This window comes from Leptospira ainlahdjerensis, from assembly GCF_016919175.1.
Lineage (GTDB): Bacteria > Spirochaetota > Leptospiria > Leptospirales > Leptospiraceae > Leptospira > Leptospira ainlahdjerensis.
Genome location: NZ_JAFFPU010000042.1, coordinates 21,959 through 40,112, shown reverse-complemented (window position 1 = coordinate 40,112; position 18,154 = coordinate 21,959). Strand labels below are relative to the sequence as shown.

At 43.7% G+C, this 18,154-nt stretch carries 15 protein-coding genes; 6 read left to right on the top strand and 9 right to left on the bottom strand.

Annotated elements, in window-relative coordinates; genetic code table 11:
• Positions 1 to 174: 174 nt before the first annotated feature.
• The gene (gene mqnC / locus JWG45_RS11940) at positions 175 to 1,275 is read right to left on the bottom strand and encodes a cyclic dehypoxanthinyl futalosine synthase (protein WP_205279926.1); all 1,101 of its coding nucleotides are present in this window, start codon (positions 1,273 to 1,275) and stop codon (positions 175 to 177) included.
• A gap of 118 nt (positions 1,276 to 1,393) precedes the next feature.
• A complete protein-coding gene (locus tag JWG45_RS11935) occupies positions 1,394 to 1,678 on the bottom strand; it encodes a hypothetical protein (protein WP_205279925.1) in 285 nt (94 codons plus the stop codon).
• A gap of 153 nt (positions 1,679 to 1,831) precedes the next feature.
• Between JWG45_RS11935 and JWG45_RS11930 the strand changes: the two genes are divergently transcribed.
• Together JWG45_RS11930 and JWG45_RS11925 are read left to right on the top strand one after the other, a co-directional pair.
• Positions 1,832 to 3,922 carry a heterodisulfide reductase-related iron-sulfur binding cluster gene (locus JWG45_RS11930; protein ID WP_205279924.1) on the top strand — a complete coding sequence of 697 codons (2,091 nt, stop codon included), beginning with the start codon at positions 1,832 to 1,834 and terminating at the stop codon, positions 3,920 to 3,922.
• A 736-nt stretch (positions 3,923 to 4,658) separates the two neighbouring features.
• Complete coding sequence (locus JWG45_RS11925; RefSeq protein ID WP_205279923.1) at positions 4,659 to 5,105, top strand: transposase; 447 nt, start codon at positions 4,659 to 4,661, stop codon at positions 5,103 to 5,105.
• Positions 5,106 to 5,564: 459 nt separating this feature from the next.
• Here the strand turns inward: JWG45_RS11925 and JWG45_RS11920 are convergent, their stop codons facing one another.
• A complete protein-coding gene (locus JWG45_RS11920) occupies positions 5,565 to 7,172 on the bottom strand; it encodes a peptide chain release factor 3 (protein ID WP_205279922.1) in 1,608 nt (535 codons plus the stop codon).
• A gap of 640 nt (positions 7,173 to 7,812) precedes the next feature.
• Between JWG45_RS11920 and JWG45_RS11915 the strand changes: the two genes are divergently transcribed.
• From JWG45_RS11915 to JWG45_RS11905, 3 genes are all read left to right on the top strand, one after another.
• On the top strand, positions 7,813 to 8,133 hold the full coding sequence (locus tag JWG45_RS11915; protein ID WP_205279921.1) for a hypothetical protein: 321 nt from the start codon (positions 7,813 to 7,815) through the stop codon (positions 8,131 to 8,133).
• Between the two features lie 184 nt (positions 8,134 to 8,317).
• The gene (locus JWG45_RS11910) at positions 8,318 to 9,253 is read left to right on the top strand and encodes an ornithine carbamoyltransferase (protein WP_205279920.1); all 936 of its coding nucleotides are present in this window, start codon (positions 8,318 to 8,320) and stop codon (positions 9,251 to 9,253) included.
• 102 nt (positions 9,254 to 9,355) lie between these two features.
• Positions 9,356 to 10,348 carry an HpcH/HpaI aldolase/citrate lyase family protein gene (locus tag JWG45_RS11905; RefSeq protein ID WP_205279919.1) on the top strand — a complete coding sequence of 331 codons (993 nt, stop codon included), beginning with the start codon at positions 9,356 to 9,358 and terminating at the stop codon, positions 10,346 to 10,348.
• Positions 10,349 to 10,456: 108 nt separating this feature from the next.
• Here the strand turns inward: JWG45_RS11905 and JWG45_RS11900 are convergent, their stop codons facing one another.
• Both JWG45_RS11900 and JWG45_RS11895 read right to left on the bottom strand, forming a co-directional pair.
• Positions 10,457 to 10,930: an LIC11177 family protein gene (locus JWG45_RS11900; protein ID WP_205279918.1), complete on the bottom strand. Its 474-nt coding sequence runs from the start codon at positions 10,928 to 10,930 to the stop codon at positions 10,457 to 10,459.
• Between the two features lie 203 nt (positions 10,931 to 11,133).
• On the bottom strand, positions 11,134 to 12,114 hold the full coding sequence (locus JWG45_RS11895) for a rhomboid family intramembrane serine protease (RefSeq protein WP_232380660.1): 981 nt from the start codon (positions 12,112 to 12,114) through the stop codon (positions 11,134 to 11,136).
• A gap of 162 nt (positions 12,115 to 12,276) precedes the next feature.
• Between JWG45_RS11895 and mtnA the strand changes: the two genes are divergently transcribed.
• Positions 12,277 to 13,368, top strand: a complete 1,092-nt coding sequence (mtnA, locus tag JWG45_RS11890; protein ID WP_205279917.1) for an S-methyl-5-thioribose-1-phosphate isomerase — start codon at positions 12,277 to 12,279, stop codon at positions 13,366 to 13,368.
• A gap of 76 nt (positions 13,369 to 13,444) precedes the next feature.
• Here mtnA and JWG45_RS11885 read toward each other — a convergent pair whose 3' ends face one another.
• From JWG45_RS11885 to JWG45_RS11870, 4 genes are all read right to left on the bottom strand, one after another.
• The gene (locus tag JWG45_RS11885; protein WP_205279916.1) at positions 13,445 to 14,683 is read right to left on the bottom strand and encodes an SMP-30/gluconolactonase/LRE family protein; all 1,239 of its coding nucleotides are present in this window, start codon (positions 14,681 to 14,683) and stop codon (positions 13,445 to 13,447) included.
• Positions 14,680 to 15,567: a M24 family metallopeptidase gene (locus tag JWG45_RS11880; protein ID WP_205279915.1), complete on the bottom strand. Its 888-nt coding sequence runs from the start codon at positions 15,565 to 15,567 to the stop codon at positions 14,680 to 14,682. The genes JWG45_RS11885 and JWG45_RS11880 overlap by 4 nt, the downstream gene beginning before the upstream one ends.
• Before the next feature lie 96 nt (positions 15,568 to 15,663).
• Positions 15,664 to 16,401 carry a helix-turn-helix transcriptional regulator gene (locus JWG45_RS11875; protein WP_205280010.1) on the bottom strand — a complete coding sequence of 246 codons (738 nt, stop codon included), beginning with the start codon at positions 16,399 to 16,401 and terminating at the stop codon, positions 15,664 to 15,666.
• Positions 16,402 to 16,787: 386 nt separating this feature from the next.
• Entirely contained in the window at positions 16,788 to 18,062 is a 1,275-nt protein-coding gene (locus JWG45_RS11870; RefSeq protein ID WP_205279914.1) for an SMP-30/gluconolactonase/LRE family protein, read from the bottom strand.
• Between the last annotated feature and the right edge of the window lie 92 nt (positions 18,063 to 18,154).

Here is an 18,154-nt window from a genome sequence, read left to right as displayed (position 1 = left end):
AAATGGATCCGGATTTTCATCCCGTTTGAAAGTAGAATCCGGTAAGTCCTCTCTCTAAGAACAGGAAAAAAATTCGAACACTTCTCGAAACTTGAGATCGCAGGTTCGTTTTTAAGATAAATTTTTCCCATTCTTAGAATGGAAAAACAAAACGAGTCGTTTCAAGAAAAATTTTTAGAGACTTCCAGCCAATTCGTTCCCATAACGATCGTAGTTGTAAAGAAGATCTCTTCGTTTTGGAACAAATCCTCCTTCCTTCAAAAACTTGATCGCTTCTTTTTCGGTCTTGAGTCCGTAAGAACGAAGGACATTTTCTTCGATGACGACGGAAGAGATGTCGTCGGCCCCGCTCGTGAGCGCCAACTGCCCGACTCCCTTTCCGAGAACCATTACGGAGGTTTCGATATGAGGAATGTTGTCTAAGAAAATTCTACAAATCCCCAGAACCTTTAGATATTCCTGCGTGGAAACCGCGCGGACCTTAAAACGTTTTGTCTGAGGCTGAAACGTCCAAGGAATAAAGGATAAGAATCCTCCGGTTCGATCTTGGAGGTTTCGCACAACGCTCAAGTGTTCGATCACTTCTTCTTTTGTTTCCTCAGAACCGAAAACGATGTTTGCACTTCCCGGAAGTCCCGCTTCGTGACAGGTTTCCATTGCGCGAACCCATTCTTCCGTGGTAGCCTTTTTGGGAGAAATGATATTGCGCATCCGATCCGTAAGAATTTCCGCTCCCGCTCCGGGAACGGAATCGAGACCGGCTTGTTTCAAAATTTGTAATACTTCTTTGAGAGGAAGTCCCGTGATTTTTTCTAAGTTGATGATTTCCACGGGAGAAAAAGCCCGGATATGCATGTCAGGATATTTCTTTTTTACGGAAGAAATGACCTTTAGATAATAGTCGAACGGAAGATCCGGATATACTCCGCCTTGGAGAAACATCTGATCCGCGCCTTCGCTCACAGCGTAATCCATCTTTTCCAAAATTTCTTCCGCGCTCAGGACGTAACCTTTTCCGCTTCCGATCTCATCCATAAAAGAACAAAAACTACATTCTACATTGCAGAAGTTTGTGTAGTTCACGACGCGAAACATCGTATAACTCGCTTGTGTATGAGGGAGAATTTTTTCTCTCAAGGTTCTGGCGGTCGCCATGATCTTCAGATGATCCGCATCCTTGTAAAGAGAGAGAGCCTCTTCCGGAGAAATTCGAACTCCGTCCAGGGCTTTTTCTAAAATCGAATCTGTCGGATGAGAGGAAAAAATTGAGGCCACTTGTGCTCCTGTATTCGGGCGTTCCCAAAAAGGGATTCTCCTTCAATCATTGGACTGATTCTTTATTTGGCATCTTCTTTTTAAGGAGAATTTTGGTTCCTCAGAACGAGTCCTTTCTCTAAAAGAGACTTTGTCTCAACAAAGTTGCAACCCTGTTTTCAAAAGAAGGAACGGGGAGTTCCCACACTTCTCTGGAGGACAAAGTTGCAGCCCTGTTTTCAAAGGAAAGAACGGCGAGTTCCCACACTTCTCTGGAGGACAAAGTTGCAACCCTGTTTTCAAAGGAAAGAACGGGGAGTTCCCACACTTCTCTGGAGGACAAAGTTGCAACCCTGTTTTCAAAAGAAAGAACGGGGAGTTCCCACACTTCTCCCTCTTTTCTAAGAAAAGTTGGAACGCTCACAAATTTCGGTCTTATTCAAAACCATTGAGTTTCAATCTCAAGAACGATCGTTCTACCGAAGGTCCCTGATTTGAAAATTCCTCGACAGGCAGGTTCTAGATTCCTACGCTGTAAATCAAATCACCAATCCAAAAGAAAGGGTAACTCATCAATATGGCAATTTCACAAATCGCCTTTCACGTGATCTTTACGATCCTCTTCGTCGTCGCGAATGTAGTTTTTATCCGTGCGATTCTTTATCGCCTTCAACTGATCTTCAACGCAAGAAAAGCGGCGGGAACAGAGAACTTTCTGGAAAACCCGAACTGGGGATTTAGAATCAACAGTTTTCTCCAGAACGTGATTCTTCAGAAGAAAAACTTCAAAGAACCTCTTCGCGGAATCATGCACGCGTTTATCTTTTACGGTTTCGTAACCTATCTGCTTCATACCACGAGTCAGATGATCTCCGGTATGTTCGGATACGGAATGGATGATCCTTACAAATTCTCCCTGATCGGTTTTCTTTTTGGAGAAAGTATCGGACATCTGTATGAATCCATCGTTCAGGTGGTTTCGATTTTTGTTTTGATCGGTCTCGGATTTTTTGCTTGGAGAAGATGGATTCAAAAAGCAAAAGGACTCGATGTTCATTCTCCCGCTTCCGCAGTCGTAATCTCTATGATTTCCATTCTGATGATCTCCACACTTTTGGGTGAAGGTGCCAAAGCAGTGGGCGCAGTTTACGATAGCCCGACTGAAAACGCTTCTTTTATCGCCGCCGGAATCGGAGCCGTTTGGAAATCCATCGGAGTGGAATATTCCACCGCAGACTTGGTCGTTCAGATCATGTGGTGGGTCCACATTCTTTCCGTATTCGCTTTTATGCTCTACGTTCCGACTTCGAAACACGCGCATTTAATCTTCGCTCCATTCAATTACTTCCTTCAATCCGATACTCCGAAGGGCGCTCTTTCTAAAATCAATTTAGAAGATGAGAATGTGGTCTGGGGTGTTAACCGTGTGGAAGACTTTCCTTGGCCGAATCTGCTCGACGGGATGTCCTGTATCGAGTGCGGACGTTGCCAGGTTCAGTGCCCTGCAAACAGAACCGGAAAAGTTCTAAACCCAAAAGCTATCATCGTAGAACTCAAACATGCACTTCTTGAAAAAATGCCGGAAGTGGCAAAGATTCGTTTGGAAGAATCCGACGCTGGAGTTGCCGCAGAAAAAGTTGCAGCACTGGATACGGCTGTGATCAACAACTACGAAGGCCTTTCTGAAGAAGCCCTTTGGGGTTGTACGACTTGTTACGCTTGTGTCGAAGCTTGTCCTGTTGGAAACAACCAGGTCAACGCGATCATGGAAATGAGAAGACACTTGGTTCTTGCAGAATCCAAATTCCCCGTCGAACTTCAAAACGCATTCGTGAACATGGAAAACAACTCCAACCCTTGGGGTGTAGGAGCTCACACGAGAGCGGATTGGGCGGATGGACTGGGTGTAAAAACTATGGCGGAAGATTCCAACGTAGACGTTCTCTACTGGGTCGGCTGCGCCGGAGCTTTTGACGAGAGAAACAAGAGCATCGCTAAATCTTTCGTAAAAATTCTCCAGAAAGCGGACGTGAAGTTTGGAATTTTAGGAACCGAAGAAAACTGTTCCGGAGACTCCGCAAGAAGAGGCGGTAACGAATACCTCTACCAAACTCTTGCACAAACAAACGTGGATACGATGAACGGATACAACGTCAAAAAAGTTGTGACCGCTTGTCCACACTGCTACAACACAATCAAAAACGAATATCCTCAATTCGGAGGAAACTTCGAAGTCGTTCACCATTCCGAGTTTATCAACGACCTCGTAAAAGAGAAAAAGCTGGATGTAAAAACCGCTGAAGACGCATCTTCCGGAAAATACACCTATCACGATTCTTGCTACATCGGCCGTTACAATGATAACTACGAAAATCCAAGAGACGTTGTTAAAAAAGTCGCAGGTGGAAAACTCGCTGAACCTTCCGATCACCACACAAAAGGTCTTTGTTGTGGAGCGGGCGGGGCTCAGATGTGGATGGAAGAACAGAACAACGATCGTGTCAACGTCAAAAGAACAAAACAACTTTTGGATACCGGTGCCACTACGATCGCAACCGCTTGTCCTTTTTGTGTGACCATGATCACAGACGGTGTGAAACACGAGGGAAAAGTAGAAGAAGTAAAAGTAAAAGACATTGCGGAATTGGTCGCGGACAATCTTGCCTAAACGATTCTAATTTAGAATTTACACTTCAAAAGCCGGTCTTCAAAAGCCGGCTTTTTTTATTTTCTCTCTTTTTTCAAATCACAAAAATCCAAACTTTCTTTTTAAGGCTCTTTCCCTTTCTGCCTCCAATCGTTGAGTCCTTCTGAAATCCTTTCGATTTCCTCAGTTCTTTTTTCCAGCGAAGAATTTTTGAAAATCGAAGGACCTTTTGTGCTGTCTCGAATATTTCTCCAAAGCCGACTTTCGTTTTTCTAGGAAAGCGATTGTTTGTTGTAAGAAAAGAAATCAAATTCCAGAATCGGACCTGAAGGAAGAAAGGAATTTATTGAAATGCTAACTTGAGAAGCCAGTTTTTCTGATTTTAGCGCTTCGAGAGGTCGGTTTTTTCGTAACAGAAGTAAGAGTTCCCACACTTAGAGTTTCAGAGCAAAGTTTTACTTTAAAAGTTTTCAAAAGTAAGAGTTCCCACGCTTAGAGATTTCGCAGGAGACAACACTGAACGAATTTCAATTTCGGATCGACTCAATCCTAATGAAACCGCTTACTTTCGAAGTTTGATTTACTTCGAAAACCTCACATCGTTTTTGTTTCAATGCAAATGTATTTCTACTTTTCCTTCGAATTTTGTCGGAAGGTATAAAATTTTAAAAAAAACAGAGCTACGATTTTTAGGAAGATTGACTTTCACAGAGGGCCGAAAATTCGTTGGAGCTGCAACCATAAGTCAGGAGAATCCATGAAGAAGATTCCGATTCGAACACTCAGAAAGAATTCCAAACTCCCAGAACAATTCCTCTCCGCAAACGATTATCACTTAATCCTTGAAACAGTGGAAGAATTTCCCTGGGTGAACCCGCATCTAATGACCCAGATTCGAAGCCTCTTTCGAGAGAAAGCGGAAGAAGTGAACGTAAAAACTTATCTCGTAAACAGAACCAAGAACCAGGTCCACGCCCTTCTCTCGGTTCCATCCACGATCGGAGTTCCTGCTTTGGTGCGCCGTCTCAAGGGATATTCTTCCAAAATTTTAGGAAGAAATACCTTTTGGAAGAAAGGTTATCAGATCCAAACCGTGGGTGAAAAAGACTTTCATTCCACCTTCCGCTTTCTAAAAAATCGAGTCGGTGATTTCGACCTACAAAGGGAAAATCGGGAATTCCAGAACACCCAAAATGCAGCTTAGATTTCCCAAGATTTTTGATTCCTTTTCATTGGGTCTTTATAGCAAAAGAGGCCGATTTTTTAGAATTCCATTGACGCTTCCAAAGAAAATCCTTAGAAAAGAGCCTTCTCTATCCTGCAAAAAGGGATTTTACAAAAAAATAGGCGAAGGGGTCCAAAGACCGCTTCGCCTCAAAGACATCTGGTGCAAATACGTTTCTTAAGACTCTAAAAATTTTCAGATTCTTACTTCCCTAAGTCTCTTTTTTTAAGAATCTAGAAATGTTTTTTCGTTCTGAAACAAAATTCAGTTTTAAAAGGGAGAAATAAAGAAGAGGTTCTTTTCTTTGAAAGGCAGGCTTTTGTGGGAACTCCCCAAAAAGCGGAGAATTCTGTTTGAGAGATTCTCCAAAAACAAAAAAAGAACGGGGCTTGAAACCTTCTCAGATCTGAAAAAAGAATGTTTCCTGTTTTGGGAAATTTAGACCGAAGGTGGATAATCCAAAAGAGTTATTTCCGGATTCTTCTTTTGAAAGTAACCCTTGTCCCATTCCGTATCAAAGAGAAGAGCAGCGCGTCCTCCCCGATCGGAGACAAGATTCGCCGAAGAAGGAACTTTTGAAAGATCTTCCTGCGCAATCCAACAAGAGATCGCATACGGAAGAATCGTGATTGTAGAGGGCGCATTGTATTCGTCCATAAGCCTTCTTTTGAAAACTTCGAACTGGAGTTGTCCCATCGCTCCGATGATCGGCAATCCTCCGCCGACGGTCTGTGAAGAAAAGAGATGCAGAATTCCCTCTTCAGCGAGCTGATCGATACCTTTTCGAAAACTCTTCATACTCGCCGTGTCGGAAGACGAAATCGTTGCAAAGAGTTCCGGAGCAAATACCGGAAGTCCTTTCAGATCCGGAACCTTGGAAGTCGCGACGATATCTCCGATCGCGTAGGTTCCGGGATTTACGAGTCCGATGATATCTCCGGGATACGCTTCGTCGACCGTGTTTCGATCCTGTCCAAAAAAAGCAAAAGAAGAAGAGAGTTTAACAGATTTTCCTAATCTTCCGTGAAGGACGTTGAGTCCTCTTTCAAATTTTCCGGACGTTACTCTTAAGAATGCGATTCGATCCCGATGTTGACGATTCATGTTCGCTTGAACCTTAAAGATAAATCCGCTAAAAGGAGTATGAATCGGATCGAGTTTGGATCCGTCTTTCAGAGGGAAAAACATGGGAGGTGGTGCGATTTTTATAAATTCATCCAAGAACAATTGAATCCCAAAGTTGTTCACCGCTGAACCGAAAAATACGGGTGTGATCTTGGATTCTAAAAAGTCTTCTTTGTTAAACTCGGAAATGCCACCTTCTACGAGTTCCAATTCTTCTCGGAATGCTTTGATGACCCAATCCTCAAATCGAGAATCCAATTCGGGGTCGTTGATTCCGGATGTTTGGAAGGAAGATTTTTGACTTCCTCCGGGTGTTTTGTCATAGGTAAGAATGGATTTATCTTTTCGAGAATAGACTCCGCTGAAATCAACTCCAGTTCCGATCGGCCATACCATCGGAACCGCTGCAATTCCTAGAACCTTTTCGATCTCATCCAAGAGTACAAAGAGATTTTTTGTAGGTCGGTCCATTTTGTTGATGAAGGTTACGATCGGAATTCCTCTATCTCTACAGACCTTGAAGAGTTTGATCGTCTGAGGTTCGACCCCTTTTCCGGCGTCGAGTACCATCACTGCAGTATCCGCCGCGATGAGAGTTCGGTAGGTATCTTCGGAGAAGTCTTCGTGACCGGGAGTATCTAAGAGATTGAGGACGTGTCCGCTGTATTCAAATTGAAGTGCGGCGGATGTGATGGAGATCCCTTTCTCTTTTTCCATCTCCATCCAGTCGGAAGTAGCGGCCTTCCGATTCTTTCTTGCCTTTACGGCTCCGGCGAGTTGGATCGCGCCTCCGTAGAGGAGAAGTTTTTCAGTGAGGGTTGTTTTCCCTGCATCGGGGTGAGCGATGATCGCGAAGGTTCTTCTTCGCCGGGTTTCTTCTTCTATGCTTTGATTTTGTTTCTGCGCTATCGTCTCGCTCATAGAATTTGCCCTACCCAATTCCAGATTTTTCTTTCAAATCGGAGTGTCAGCAATTAAACTCGGATTCGAAACGAGTGAACTTTGTTTGGATAGAGGGATTGAAAGAATCAGAGCTTGTATTTTAAGAGCGCGCCTCGTCGTAGTTCCGACATTCCTCTGTGAAAGTCGCGGGCCCCACCCTGATCTTGGGCGGAGGGGAGCGGTGGCGGGAAAAATCGGACGACTTTCCTCTATCACAGAATTCTAATTTTGCAAGCCCTAATCCCAGTGTAGGAACTCCTAAAAAGCTTCTCTTCTCGGGGCGATTCTCGTTACAGTTCCTCTCAGCTTGTGGGTAAGTTATGGATTTTCGGGTATCGAGGCGGAAAAATTCCGGAAACTTTCGTAGATCACAAAAAAGCCAATTCCGCAACCAAATTTCGAACCTAAAAGAATTTTGTCGGAACTCCGGCAAAATTCTCCCATAACGCTTTCCATTCTGAGCAGCCCCCTCGCCTTTTTCGATTTCAACTCCCTCGATTCTTTCAAAGAATTTCCAATGCCGACTTTTCTTTTTTCTCACGATCGTATTGAACGGGTAAATCGATTGTAACAGGAATGGATTACATTCTTACTCATCTTACAAATACAAAGGTGTTTTATGGAAGGGATTCCCCTCACTCCATCCAGAGTTCTCAAAGGATTGACTCTTCAAATAGACGGACTCGAAGAATCTTTTGAAATTCTAAAAATCAGAGAAGAAGGAATCACGGTTTCCTCTTCCTCGGAACTCAATCTTCTCGTCGGATCTCCCCTAAGCGGACAGATCGCTTCCCAAAGTCTAAATCTTCAATTTCGATTCCAAGGGAGTTTGCAAAGACAAGTCCTCAGACCGGATCAAAATGGATTTATCCTGGGCATTCAATTCCATCAGACCACAAGGTATCCCGATCTCCTCATCGCACTGGAACTCGCTTCATAGTTTCCCTTTTTTTTTTGCATTCGTTCCCGACAAACCATGAACCTTAAAGGGGCGCTTTTGGCCCCGTTTTTTTAATCCCAACCCGCTAAACTACCTTGCCCCCTACGGGCAAGTTCGGCGGATCCACATTCATCTATTTTCATTTACGAAACAACTTCCGTTTTGTTTTCTGTACATATTCCTTATGTCTGAAAGCAACGTGAAACATCTGATTTCCTGGGAAGATTGGTCGGATTCTGAAATTGTCGATTTGCTCAACTTTGCGATCCATGTTAAGAAGAATCGTGTCAACTACGCGGGTCATCTCAGCGGGCGAAGTCTCGCGATGCTCTTTCAGAAAACTTCCACAAGAACCAGAGTTTCTTTCGAGGTCGCGATGACCGAGATGGGAGGTCACGGAATTTATCTGGATTGGATGGCGTCTAACTTTCAACTTTCCGATATCGATCTGGAAGCGAGATATCTTTCCAGAAACGTCTCCGTCATCATGGCACGTCTCAAAAAACATGAAGACCTCTTGGCGATGAGAAACGGATCCCAGGTTCCGGTCATCAATGGTTGCGACAATATGTTTCATCCATGTCAATCCCTCGCCGATATCATGACGATCGCCTTGGACAAACCGGACCGTCCTCTGAATCAAGTAAAACTCACTTACATCGGAGTTCATAACAACGTAGTCAATTCTCTCATCGGAATCACTGCGGCCTTGGGAATTCATCTGACTCTTGCAACGCCGATCGCGGAAAAAGAAAACATCCACGAAGGCACCGTAGAAAGAGCCAAGTCAAAAGGAACCCTCGCTTGGGAGAAGAATCTCGAGAAGGCAGTGAAAGACGCGGATTATATCTACACAGATACCTGGCTCGATATGGAATTCTTCAACGATCCTTCGTACGCGGATAAGAAAAAGGAAAGAATGGAACTCATGATGCCATATCAGATCAATTCTTCTCTTATGGAAAAAACGAACGCAAAGGTCATGCACGACATGCCGATCCACGCGGGTTACGAGATCACACGAGACGTCGTCTTAAGTCCACGATCCATCATCTTTCAGCAGGCGGAGAATCGTCTGGACGCTCAAAAAGCAGTCATTCTAAAACTCCTCGAAGCATAACCTTCCGAAAATCGGTTTACCAGAGGCGTATCCTTTCCAAACCTGTATTTAGAGCCTTTTCACCCTCACTTGCGGGCTCGAATAAGAATTAAAGGTATCTCTATGTCTAAATTGACTCATCCAAGAGAGGCGCTCTTCGAAGGAGAAAAGCCTTTCCCTATCATTCCTGCCTGCGAACACTTCGCCGGTTCCGAAAAGCTGATTACAAAAGCCCTTGAACTCCAGAACAAACTCGGCGGTCTCTTCGACATCACGATGGACTGCGAAGACGGAGCACAGACCGGAAAAGAAAAAGAACACGCTGAATTGATCGTTCGCCTTCAGAACAGCGAGCTCAACAAACACAACATGAGCGGCGTGAGAATTCACGATTATACAAACGCATACTGGAAACAAGACGTAGACATCATCGTTCCAGGCGCAGGCGCAAAAATCGCATACATCACAATTCCAAAACCGACTCGCGCGGCTCAAGTGGAAGAGATGATCACTTATATCCAAAAAGCGGTTCAGAAAGCGGGAATCAAAAGAGAAATTCCGATCCACGTTCTCATCGAAACCAACGGAGCGCTTCAGGAAATCGAAAAGATCGCTGCTCTTCCTTGGTTGCAAGTTCTTGACTTCGGATTGATGGACTTCATCTCCGGGCACCACGGAGCGATCCCAGCTTCTTGTATGAAAAGCCCGGGTCAGTTCGACCACGAACTCTTAAGAAGAGGAAAGGCAAACTTAGTGGCGGCCGCTCTCGCAAACGGAGTCATCCCCGCGCACAACGTAACCCTGGATTTGAAAAATCAGTATCAAACTTACAAGGACGCAAAACGCGCTCACGACGATTTCGGCTTTTTAAGAATGTGGTCCATCTACCCGACTCAGATCCAAGCGATCCTCGACGCGATGGCTCCGGATTACAGCGAAGTGCAGACCGCGTCTGAAATTCTCATCCAAGCTCAAAATGCAGAATGGGGACCGATTCAGTATGCGGGCGATCTTCACGACCGCGCGACTTACAGATACTTCTGGGAAATTCTTCAAAAAGCAAAACTGACCGGAATTCCGGTTTCGGAAGAAGCTTCCAAAAGATTCTTTAGCTAATCGGATTTACAAAAAACGATATTCAAAAAGCCGCAAGTGATTGCGGCTTTTTTTATTTCTTCAATGAGGTTTGGAAAAAGAGAGGCGAGATGGAATATTCTTTTCTGATTATTTAACGAATTTTTCCAAAAGTTTAGCGATCAGTTCGTTTAAACTTTTTTCAACGTAGTCCCAGGATTTTTTATTCATGGGTTCGAGAGGCATTTTTTTATTGAGTTGTTTGAAACGATCAAAACTTTCTCTCGCATAGTCGAGATACTTCCTAGGTTCTATCCCAAGCCGATCCAGATGGCCTTCATTCTTATTGTAGATGCCGGCGACTTTCTCTCTGTATTCGTCTTCCAAAAAATAGTAACGAATATCCAATTTGATTTCATCCATGGCCTTATAAATCTTCATTCCCTGCCCTTCTTTTTTTTCGGTTGGAGCAGTCTTCTCAACGGGATTATCCGAGCGGGAAGTTTTCGGACTCTCTTTCGGACCGGCGATCTTGGAAGCGGAATTTTGATTTCCTTTGATCAACTTCTCAAGTTTTTCTCGTTTTAAAATATCAAATAAAGCGCTCTTCTTGTTCTTAGTCACGATCAAAATCCTACTATGCTTAACTTGCACCAAACCCGAATTAGACTCGAACCATCGGCGTCACCGAACGTAAGAATTCTTTTTCAAGGAAAGATTCTAATATTCTTATCGGAATATACGTGTATCCAGTCCATAACTAACGGTTTATGAGACGATTTTTCTTATAAAAAAGGAAGATTTTCCTAACAGCGAATTGGAAACAATTAATTACCAAAATTCTCACCCGTCCGAATCTTTCTCAAAGCACAGTTCGGCAACCATTCACAACGAAGACAAAAAGGATCCTCGGGTTGAAATGTTGAAGGAGGACATAAATTCACGTTTGTCTGTTGCAAAGGAGTCAGAAGTGTTTCTCTCTCGGAAACAGAATCGATCTTGGAAAGCTGCGCTAAAAGTTCCCGATTCTTTCTCGTTTGAGTGTCCAGATCTTCGTTCAAAGAACGCACTGTCGGAACCGGAGGGGATGATTCTTTCTCCTGCCGTTTAGGAAAGATTTTTCCAGAATCAAGAAGATTTCCCTTTAAGATCCACGGAGCAACGAGAGTCGCACCGATCGCTCCACCCAAATGACAGGAGTTACTGATAAAAAACGGAGAATGAAAATAGTATAAGGAGATCAGATCTGCCGCATAGCCCACACCCACGATGATCCAAGGAGCGTAACGAGCTTTCATTCGAAAAAAGATCAGGAAAACTTCGGTCTCAGGAAATAAAATTCCAAAAAGAACCAGAATCCCTGTGATCCCGCCACTTGCCCCCAAGGTCATAGTCTGAAAAAGATCCATCGGATAGGGAATTCCTAAAACATGAAGAATCACCGGAGCAAGTGCGACGGTAAGACCTCCCACCAAAATCGAAACAACATAGATGACGGAAAATTTCCAAGCGGGAATATATTTACAGATCAACCCACCGAACATCACAAGAACATACATATTCAAAAAAAGGTGAACAAACGGGGTTCCGTGAACGTCGTGAAGAAAGCCGTAAGAAAAAATCTGCCAATAATCTCCTCGAAAAAAACGTCCCGGAGTCAAGGCAAAGTAGTATTCAAGAATTCCGGTTCCACCCGCAAAAAGTTGAAGAATGTATATGAGTACGTTTGCTAAGAGGAACAGATTGATCGGATGAAAAATGGAATAACCGAAAAGCGAGATTCCGTTTCGGTATTTTCTTTTTGCCATATAGGATAGAATACGAACTGTGGTCAGAGAGTCAAGCAGGCAAAGCCGGGGCAAAAAATCACCCCGGGTTTCCCCATTCTCCGGGAGAAGGAGAATGATTTTCAATCACTCTCTTTAAATCGAAAAAAAAGCCCTCATCCTTTATAGCCGGGAACAAAAAAAATGCAAGAATCAGGATTAAAACCAATTCTTTGGAAAAACCGAGAACTCACCCTTTTGGATCAAAGAGTTCTTCCCGGCACGACATCGTTTTTAATCGCGAAAACGATGGAAGATTGTATTTTTGCAATCAGAGAAATGGTGGTTCGAGGAGCTCCGGCCATTGCTATCACGGGGGCTTTTGGAATTGCCCTCTATCTCAACGGACTTTCCTCCAAACCTACTCTTTCCGAATTGAAAAAAAAACTCGGAGATCTCTTAGAATCAAGACCAACGGCGGTAAACCTCAGACTCGCGATCGAAGAATTCTTTTCGCGCTTTCCGGAAACTGAATATTCATCTTTTCACTTGGAGGATCTCCAAAGAGGCGCCGAAAAGTTCGCGCTCTTTATGCTCGAAGAAGATCTAAGCAACAATCTCGCTCTTTCTAAAAATGCACTGAGTCTCTTTCCGAAAAATCCTTCTTCCTTAAACATCATCACTCATTGTAATACCGGAGCGTTAGCGACCGCGGGTCACGGGACTGCGTTAGGTGTTATACGATCGCTCCGGGATGCGGGGCATTCTCTCACGGTATACGCGGATGAAACCAGACCTTATCTTCAAGGTGCAAGACTCACGGCCTGGGAACTCAAAGAAGAAGGAATCCCCGCATATCTGATCACGGATAGTATGGCCGGGTGGGTCATGTCGTCCCGAAAGATCGACGCGGTAGTAGTCGGCGCCGATCGAATCGCGTCTAACGGAGACACAGCGAATAAGATCGGGACTTATCCGTTGGCGATCGTAGCCAAACACCACGGAGTTCCTTTTTACGTAGCCGCGACCGAAAAGAGTATGGATTTTAGAATCCCGGATGGAACTCAGATTCCGATCGAGATGAGAAAGGAAGAAGAAGTCACCTCTTTCGGATTTTTAAAAGACGCGGACGGAAAACCTTTTTTGAGCGAAGGAGTAATCGCGCCCAAAGGAATGCCCGCACTCAATCCTTCTTTCGATGTGACACCCGCCTCTTTGATCACGGGGATTATCACCGAAAGAGGAATTATCTCTCCGGTTACGGAAGAAAATCTAAAAAAAGTTTTCGGCTCTTAAAAATCGCTCCCGCTTTTTAAAGTTTTTGATTCTTTTTAAAACAATCTTTAAAAGGATACTATCTTTTTAAAAAAATTCATTCTTTTGATTCGAATTTGTCCATCGAAAGAGAATACAATCCTCTCGACGTTTTATCGAAAGTAGGAAAATAAACCCGACCTCCAAAGGGAACGGCGACCGAAATATCGGTGATCTTAGAACCGTCGTGCATCCAATAATACAACGCTCGTTTTGCATCCGAATCCAAAACAAGAACTCCCGTTTTTTTGGAGATGGGTAAAATTCCTTGAGGAAGAGACAAAAGAAAGGATTTGATCCAAGGATTTTTATGAACGAAGTTGATCAGTCCCGACCTTCGTTTGATGATTCCCACCCAAATTCTTCCCTTCTCGTCTCTTTCCATTCCGTCAGCCAAACCGGGAAGGTTTTCAAAAAGAACCTCGGACCTTCCCTCGTTCTTTCCGGATAAAAAAGCTCGAAGAATTCTAAACTTTGTTGTCTCGGTAAAAACTACAGACTCCTCTCCTTTTGTTTTTCCTTCTTCCAATAGAATTCCGTCCACAAAGGTAAAGCCACCTAACACAAGCGAGATGGTCTGCTCTTTACGATCCAACATCCAAAGTTTCCCGTGCGGAAAAAGTCCGATCGCTTCCGGAACCGCCCCGCTCCCCATTGCCGCGTCGGATCGTTCAAAGGGTTCGGTGATGTAAACACGATTCCCGTCCTTGGAAACGGCAAGATCGTTACAAAGTGAAAACGGCCTCGAGTTCGAGGCGTTTAAATCCTTTAAAAGAAAAGATTTTCTTTCGGAGAGAGTATAAACTTTTTCGAACTCTTCCACTTCCGTTTTTGGCAGATCGAGAACCAGAGGTTTAACGATTTGTGTTTTTATGTCGACCTCATACAAGCCTACCTTGTCTTTTTCTTCGTAGGTTTCTCCGCCCAATCGGGAAGCACATACAAGAATTTTGTCTTTTTTCGAGTTTGTGTATTGTATTCCGGCCGGATTGACCGGAGGACGCAACCATCGGACCGCCTTTCCCGTGGTTGTTTCCAACTTCCAAATCCATCCGTCCATTCCGGAAGCGTAGCCGACTTTTTTTTCGAAATCGAAAATCAAATCGTCGTGACCGGGGAGATCGTTTTCCTCCACTTTCAATCCTTCCAAGAAGGGATCTTCCTTTGTTTCAACTTCTAAAATTCCGGAAGGGGTCTCTCCTAATGTAAACGTTTCTCCGATTTTGATTTTTCCCGGATTACAAGCGATTCCGAAAGACATCAGGAAGAATATAAGTATAGTATGTTTTACTTTCATATCAATACCTCTGGCTCCTTTCCTTTGATTACGTGAGGAACCTCGTCGTCCAACCAATAAGCTCCTTCTTTTTCCACTACCAGAATCTCTTCGAATTTAAAACCGGTTTTTCCTCTGCCGAGATGCGGCTCGATCGCCCACAATCCGATTTTATCTCCTTCGTGGTCCGGAGTTAGGAGTTCCGGTAGGACTTTGTGCGTCAGAAATTCGTATGACCCTTGCAGACTAAACCAACTCGCAAAACTGACCGGCAACAGGGGAAATGAAAAATTGGGAAGATGCACTTTATAGACTCGATGCCCTAAAACCGCAAACGGATATAAAGAATGAACGTTATCAAAGCCGTTCTCTTTCGCGTCCCGATCGATCTTCCACCAAATTTCGGAAGCGCTCATAGACGATGAAAAGTATTCGGGAATTTCCTTTCGAAGTTTGAGAAGATATTCCATTCCCAAATCCAATTCCTGATTTGGGACCAAGGAAGAAGAATAACCGATATCACCGATATAACCGTCCACTACGGGGGAGACGTCGAGGATAAACGATTCCTGAGACGTTAGTCGCTTCTTTCCAGGATGAAACTGGGTGAAACGTTTGTAACCGTCAAACCTCGCGTGTTCTCCGAACCAGGCAAAGGGTCTGTGCAGAAATACTTTTACGCCGTGGTCCTTCAAAAATTCTTCCATCCGTTTTGCGGTTTGAATTTCGGTCCAACCTTCCCGCATTTCTTTTTCAGTTTCGGTCACACATTGATATGCCAACCTTTGCGCTTTTAAAAAACCCGCCTTCTCTTCTTCGCTCGGAGTTTTAATCGACTTCGAGTTGTATCTCGAAATTTTTGAGGAAACTTTGGATAAGAATCCCTTTTCTGTTTCTACTGGCATAATTTCTTCCCTAGGTTCGATAGGAGAAAGACTAACAGAAAGGGTTCGATTTGAATTGAACGATTCCGGTATCGACGTGATTTTTCGAAAGGAAATTCAGTCGGACTCGCAGAATCGTACTTCGATCGATTTGAGATGACCGAAAAAAAGAGAAGGAACAAATCCGAAATTCTCCTTAAACGTTCTGGTAAAGTGAGCCGAATCGGAAAAACCCGCGGCGTGCGCCGCTTCGGTTATATTTTTACCTTCTTTCAGGAGTTTCACCGTGCTCAAAATTCGAACCCAGAGTAAATAACGTCGGAGAGGAATTCCTAAATTCTCCTTAAAAAGCCGAATCAATCGATCCTCTGAGATGGAAAAGTCTTTTCCAATCTCTTTCATCCGAATGCTATCCGGAAGTTCGGTCCGAATTTTATACGCGATCCTGCGAATTCTTTCGTCTATGTTTTTTTCCAATCTTCGAAAGGGAAACACACATTGAAGAAGATCCAGATGTAATCCCCATGCGTCTTCGTTATTTAGATTTCCGTTATATAGATTCCATAACCTTTCCATCAGAGGAAGAAACGCCGTTATCCCCAGCCTTTTTACTTCCCCCGTCTTGATTCCATCGGATATGGATCTGTATTCGTAAGTTTCCGGATCGATCAATAAGGCGATCATTTCCACTCCGGGCGAAACGGTCCGATGATAAGTATTCGGTCCGACCAAGGCTACACGATATTCTTCTTTTCCGAGTTCGGTTTCGATGCTGATATTCGTTTTTAAAGCGATCGCCAGAGTTGCGGCGTAGTGTTCGTGAAAGTCCGTCTGCATCGCGTTAGTCGCGTACATTACCCGGCTGTTCCAGAGATAAAGAATGTCCTTATGGGAAACGTCCAACTATCGGGACTCCGTGTTTAGAATCCTAATTCTGAATCCGCGAGAATTCCATTCGATTTCGTTTTTAGAATTCGGATCAAACACTAAAAAACGAATGCCGGTTTTTAAAATCGAATCTTTGCACATTTCGGAAAAAATGATTCTTCAATACAACGCAGGTTTATCAAGAGAAAAATTGGAATTCTTCCCGCGTTGTTTTTCACTTTTTCGAAAGGAATCGGTTTTGTTGTTTCCAGTTTAAACACTTTCTCGTTCAATTTTTCCGCTCCTTTCCTTTTTTTATCAGCTCCTCGTATAGACCTCCATCGAACGTTTCTTTTCCTTCGATTCAAAAAAAATCAGATCGGATAGGGAATCCCAATCAATCCCTTGTGATCCTTTTTGTAGACCGAAAGATAAATTCGTTTTTTGCCCGGAACCACTACGATGAGCGTAGAAAAAAGGGATCCGTTATGGATCGCGTAATAAAGCGGTTTTTTTGCATCCTTTGACAAAACGAGCAAACCCGTCTTTTTCGATACGGGTTGAAAATTTTCGGGAATATACAGAACTAAGTTTTTCCAAAAAGGATGTTTGTGCAACCAGGTGATCAATTTGGATCTTTCCACCGGCAAAGCGATCCAGATTCTCCCTTGCGGATCCCGATCCATTCCGTCCGGAAAACCGGGTAGACCTTCGATTACGATTTCATCTTCACCGGATCTTTCACCTAACAAATGCAAACGAATCAATCGGAATTTGGAAAGTTCATTGAGAAGAATCGAAGATTCTTTTCTCGAATCGGACCCGTACTCGAGTAGAATTCCATCCAGATACGAATAATCCTGAGCGACCAGACTCGCCGTATTTTCTTTTAAATCATACTTCCAAAGATTTCCGTTTTTGCCTAAGGTGAGAGCTTCGTTCCGGGATTGTTCGCTCACTCCCAATAGGGCGCCCGCGTGGTCGTAAGGCTCCGTGAAATAAATTCTTTCTCCGTCGTTGCTGATCGCGAGGTCGTCCGCCTTTTCCACCGCTCTGCTGTTCTCGTCAGTCATATCGGTAAAACGAAGAGTCGGTTGTTTTTCAGGAGAATAGAATTTTCCTAAAAGACTGTGTTCATTCTTCGCTTCCGATTCCGGAATTTTGGGAACACGCGTTCCTATCTTTCGAATTTGTTTATTAGAAATTCTTAATTCGTAAATTCCGGGTCCATTCGGTTCGGTGATATCCTCCTTTTTTCCTCGAGACGCACAAAAGTAAATCAGGTCCGGTTTTTTCGGATTGGCTACCATTCCTCCCGGAAGCAAAGGTGTTTTCACAAACCGTGTAGACGTGTTGTTTTTCAGATCCACGATCCAAATATAACCGTCGATCGAAGCGACAAAGGCCCTATTCAATTCTTCTTGTAAAAGTATTTCATCTTGGGCGGGGACATCGGGGACTAAAATTTCTATTCCTTTCGAGCTTAGGTCCCGAGGATCCCGGACCTTCTCGATTTCGGCGTTGTAAGGAAACTCAACCGATTCTTGAATTTGTTTTTTAAAATGATCTTCGGGGGAAGCGAGAGAATTCCACAATCCGATTCCCAAGAAAATGGGAATCAAAAGGAATAAAGTTCTTTTACGATTCATAAAAACAATCGTAACCGAAAGAACCAAAATCCGCTTGAACGAATCCGGTATTTATCTTTGTAAAATTATTTTTATATCGAAGCTCTAAGACT

Bases quoted from the DNA above. Each gene is read 5' to 3' on its own strand.
- JWG45_RS11930 (WP_205279924.1), top strand. From the start codon at position 1,832: ATGGCAATTTCACAAATCGCCTTTCACGTGATCTTTACGATCCTCTTC.
- JWG45_RS11925 (WP_205279923.1), top strand. From the start codon at position 4,659: ATGAAGAAGATTCCGATTCGAACACTCAGAAAGAATTCCAAACTCCCA.
- JWG45_RS11920 (WP_205279922.1), bottom strand. From the start codon at position 7,172: ATGAGCGAGACGATAGCGCAGAAACAAAATCAAAGCATAGAAGAAGAA.
- JWG45_RS11915 (WP_205279921.1), top strand. From the start codon at position 7,813: ATGGAAGGGATTCCCCTCACTCCATCCAGAGTTCTCAAAGGATTGACT.
- JWG45_RS11910 (WP_205279920.1), top strand. From the start codon at position 8,318: ATGTCTGAAAGCAACGTGAAACATCTGATTTCCTGGGAAGATTGGTCG.
- JWG45_RS11905 (WP_205279919.1), top strand. From the start codon at position 9,356: ATGTCTAAATTGACTCATCCAAGAGAGGCGCTCTTCGAAGGAGAAAAG.
- JWG45_RS11895 (WP_232380660.1), bottom strand. From the start codon at position 12,114: ATGGCAAAAAGAAAATACCGAAACGGAATCTCGCTTTTCGGTTATTCC.
- mtnA (WP_205279917.1), top strand. From the start codon at position 12,277: ATGCAAGAATCAGGATTAAAACCAATTCTTTGGAAAAACCGAGAACTC.
- JWG45_RS11885 (WP_205279916.1), bottom strand. From the start codon at position 14,683: ATGAAAGTAAAACATACTATACTTATATTCTTCCTGATGTCTTTCGGA.
- JWG45_RS11880 (WP_205279915.1), bottom strand. From the start codon at position 15,567: ATGCCAGTAGAAACAGAAAAGGGATTCTTATCCAAAGTTTCCTCAAAA.
- JWG45_RS11875 (WP_205280010.1), bottom strand. From the start codon at position 16,401: ATGTACGCGACTAACGCGATGCAGACGGACTTTCACGAACACTACGCC.
- JWG45_RS11870 (WP_205279914.1), bottom strand. From the start codon at position 18,062: ATGAATCGTAAAAGAACTTTATTCCTTTTGATTCCCATTTTCTTGGGA.